We start from the raw sequence: 2938 nt of genomic DNA on the forward strand, positions 1-2938 counted from the left end.
CGGTCCGGCGGCGGCGAGATCGTGCCCGATCACCACCGGATGGCCGGGCGTGGGGCGGACGGAAGAGCTGAAGCCCAGCGCCCCGATCTCGGCAGCCAGCCAGTCGGCGGCCCGGTGCACCTCGCCGACAAAGGCCGGGTCGGTGGAGATCGACTTGATCGCCACCAGCGTCTTCAGCCGCTCGACGCTCTCATCGAGATGGGCGTCGACATGGGCGAGGGTGGCGTCGAGGGCGGTGGTCATGGGGAAACCTTTCGAGTGGGTGCCTGTGGCTACCCCCTCCCCGACCCTCCCCGCAAGGGGGAGGGTGTCCGCCGGTGGTCGAGGCCAGGCCCGACCGGAGGCTCGATCCGCGGCTCCCCCTATGCGGGAGAGAACGGGAGGGGGTATTGAGCGGGCCGCCCTTACGAGGACCCGGCGCCGTCCTGCCGGACGAAGGCAATGCGGAGCATGTTGGTGGCGCCGGGGGTGCCGAGCGGGATACCGGCCGTGATGGCGATGCGGTCGCCCGGCCGGGCCAGCCCCTCCTGGTAGGCGATGACGCAGGCCCGATCGACCATGTCCTCGAGGTTGACCGCGTCCGGCGTCTCGACGCACTGCACGCCCCAGACCACCGCAAGCCGGCGTGCCGTGCGCAGGTTGGGCGAGAGGGCGAGGACGGGCTTGGCAGGCCGCTCGCGCGCCGCGCGGATGGCGGTGGAACCCGAGGAGGTGTAGGTGACGATGGCTGCCAGATCGAGGGTTTCGGCAACCTGGCGGGTGGCGGCCGAGATGGCGTCGGCGGCGGTGGCCTCGGGCTCGGCGGCCTGCGCCCGGATGATGCCGCGGTAGTTGACGTCGGACTCCACCGCCATCGCCACCTTGTTCATCATGGTGACCGACTCGACCGGATACTGGCCCGAGGCGCTTTCGGCCGAGAGCATGACGGCATCGGCACCCTCGAACACGGCGATCGAGACGTCCGACACCTCGGCGCGGGTCGGCACCGGCGAACTGATCATCGATTCCAGCATCTGGGTGGCGACCACCACGGGCTTACCGTAGCGGCGGGCAATGCGGATCATCCGCTTCTGCAGGCCCGGGACCTGTTCGAGCGGCATTTCCACGCCGAGGTCGCCGCGCGCGATCATGAAGGCGTCGCACAGCTTGATGATCTCTTCGAGCCGCTCGACGGCCTGCGGCTTCTCGATCTTGGCCATGACGCCGGCCCGGCCCTGCACGATCTTCCTGACGTCGATGATGTCTTCCGGACGCTGCACGAAGCTGAGCGCGATCCAGTCGGCGCCCGCCTCGAGGCCCTTGAGCAGGTCGGCATGATCCTTCTCGGTGAGGGCGCCGACCGGCAGCAGGGTGTCGGGCAGGCTGACGCCCTTCTTGTCGCTCAGCTTGCCGCCATAGATCACCTCGGTTTCGACCGAGCCGCCGCCGACGCGCGTCGCCCTGAGCTGCAGCTTGCCATCGTCGAGCAGCAGCCGGTCGCCGACCGACACCGATTCGATGATCTCGGGGTGGGGCAGCTTGACCCGTTCGCCGGTGCCCGGCTCGTCGGAGCCGTCGAGCACGAAGCGGGCGCCGGCCGCCAGGTGCACCGCGCCTTCGCCGAACTTGCCGACCCGGAGCTTGGGCCCCTGCAGGTCGACGAGGATGCCGATCGGGTGGCGCAGGCGCTCCTCGACATTACGGATGCGCGTCACCGTCTGCTTGAGCAGGTCGTGGCTGGCATGGCTCATGTTGATGCGGAACACATCGGCGCCGGCCCGGGCCAGCTTCTCGATGGTGGCCTCATCGTTGGACGCAGGGCCCAGTGTGGCGACGATCTTCACGCGTCTCATGCGTCTCATTGGAGGGGTGCACCTTCATCAGTGGGAGTGTCGTCGGTCTGGCCTGCGTCGTCAGCTTCGCCCGGCAGATCGCCTTCCAGCGGCAGGGTCTCTTCCGTCCCCTCCGCGTCGCCGCCGACCACCTCTCCCTCGGTCAGCTGCAGCGTCCAGTTGCTCTTGTTTTGCGTATCGACTTCAAAAAAGCCCGTTCGTTCGTAGCCGCGCGCCAGGCAATCCTCAACCCCGAAGATGGTGAAGCTCTCGTCGCGCGTGCACATGTAGACGTTGCCGTCCCAGGCGCCGCCGCCGATGTCGTCGGCGGCATAGAGGTAGTAGTAGCGCCGGGTCCCGAGGTCTCCCCGATAGACGGTCACGCAGACGCCGGGCTCGGCGACCCACCACCCCTCCGACTGCCAGCCCTTGTCGGCCCGGTAGCCGAAGGCGACCGAGACGCGATTTGAGGTCTCGTTGCACACCCGGAAGTCACCCGTGCCACCGTTTTCGGCAGCGATCTCGGCGGGGGCCTCGGGGGCGGGGGAAACGTCCTGCGCCTGGGCCGTTCCCGAGGAAATCTCCGCACGCGGCACGAGGAACCAGACGGCCAGCGCCACGAACGCCGCAGCGAGCAAACCAGCGATGGCCATAAGATAGCGCAATGGATCGACCCGGACGCCACGTGCAATCGTTTGCAGCGGTGGTGTTGTGCAAAGCACCCCGCGCCGTGTCAATCGCTAACGCTGCGTTTTGTCGGAATTGCGGGGTGCAAGGCTTCAGCGATGTGAATTGGTCGGTTCCGGGCTTGAACCGGGGTGATCAAACAGGTTGAAGAGGGCAGTTTCGAACGAGGACGAAGATGGCTACCGTTTCCCCCGACAGCGTCGCGCAGGACCAGATCAAGGCCTTCATCGAGCGCATCGAGCGGCTCGAGGAGGAAAAGGCCGCCATCGCGGGCGACATCAAGGAGGTCTACGCCGAGGCCAAGGGCAACGGCTTCGACACCAAGGTGCTGCGCAAGATCGTGTCGATCCGCAAGCAGGACCACAACGAACGCCTGGAACAGGAAGCGCTGCTGGAGCTCTACATGACGGCGCTCGGCATGGCATCGGCGCCGCGCGAGG

The 2938-nt window shown here is 67.5% G+C and carries 3 protein-coding genes and 1 pseudogene; 1 reads left to right on the forward strand and 3 read right to left on the reverse strand.

Annotated features, from left to right (window positions below):
* From ACE3TU_RS20835 to ACE3TU_RS20845, 3 genes and pseudogenes are all read right to left on the reverse strand, one after another.
* Positions 1-243 (reverse strand): annotated as a pseudogene (locus ACE3TU_RS20835) (hypothetical protein); the annotation flags it as partial.
* A gap of 161 nt (positions 244-404) precedes the next feature.
* Positions 405-1841 carry a pyruvate kinase gene (gene pyk, locus ACE3TU_RS20840; RefSeq protein ID WP_374627741.1) on the reverse strand — a complete coding sequence of 479 codons (1437 nt, stop codon included), beginning with the start codon at positions 1839-1841 and terminating at the stop codon, positions 405-407.
* Positions 1838-2464 (reverse strand): DUF1036 domain-containing protein, encoded by a 627-nt coding sequence (locus ACE3TU_RS20845; protein ID WP_374627743.1) that lies wholly within the window; start codon positions 2462-2464, stop codon positions 1838-1840. Before ACE3TU_RS20845 ends, pyk begins: the two co-directional genes overlap by 4 nt.
* A gap of 209 nt (positions 2465-2673) precedes the next feature.
* Between ACE3TU_RS20845 and ACE3TU_RS20850 the strand changes: the two genes are divergently transcribed.
* A partial coding sequence (locus ACE3TU_RS20850; RefSeq protein WP_374627745.1) for a DUF2312 domain-containing protein occupies positions 2674-2938 on the forward strand: 265 nt, incomplete at its 3' end.

Source organism: Devosia sp., assembly GCF_041917035.1.
GTDB lineage: Bacteria > Pseudomonadota > Alphaproteobacteria > Rhizobiales > Devosiaceae > Devosia_A.

What these genes read in the sequence shown, in the direction of transcription:
- ACE3TU_RS20845 (WP_374627743.1), bottom strand. Translation starts at nt 2,464, where the DNA reads ATGGCCATCGCTGGTTTGCTCGCTGCGGCGTTCGTGGCGCTGGCCGTC.
- pyk (WP_374627741.1), bottom strand. Translation starts at nt 1,841, where the DNA reads ATGAGACGCATGAGACGCGTGAAGATCGTCGCCACACTGGGCCCTGCG.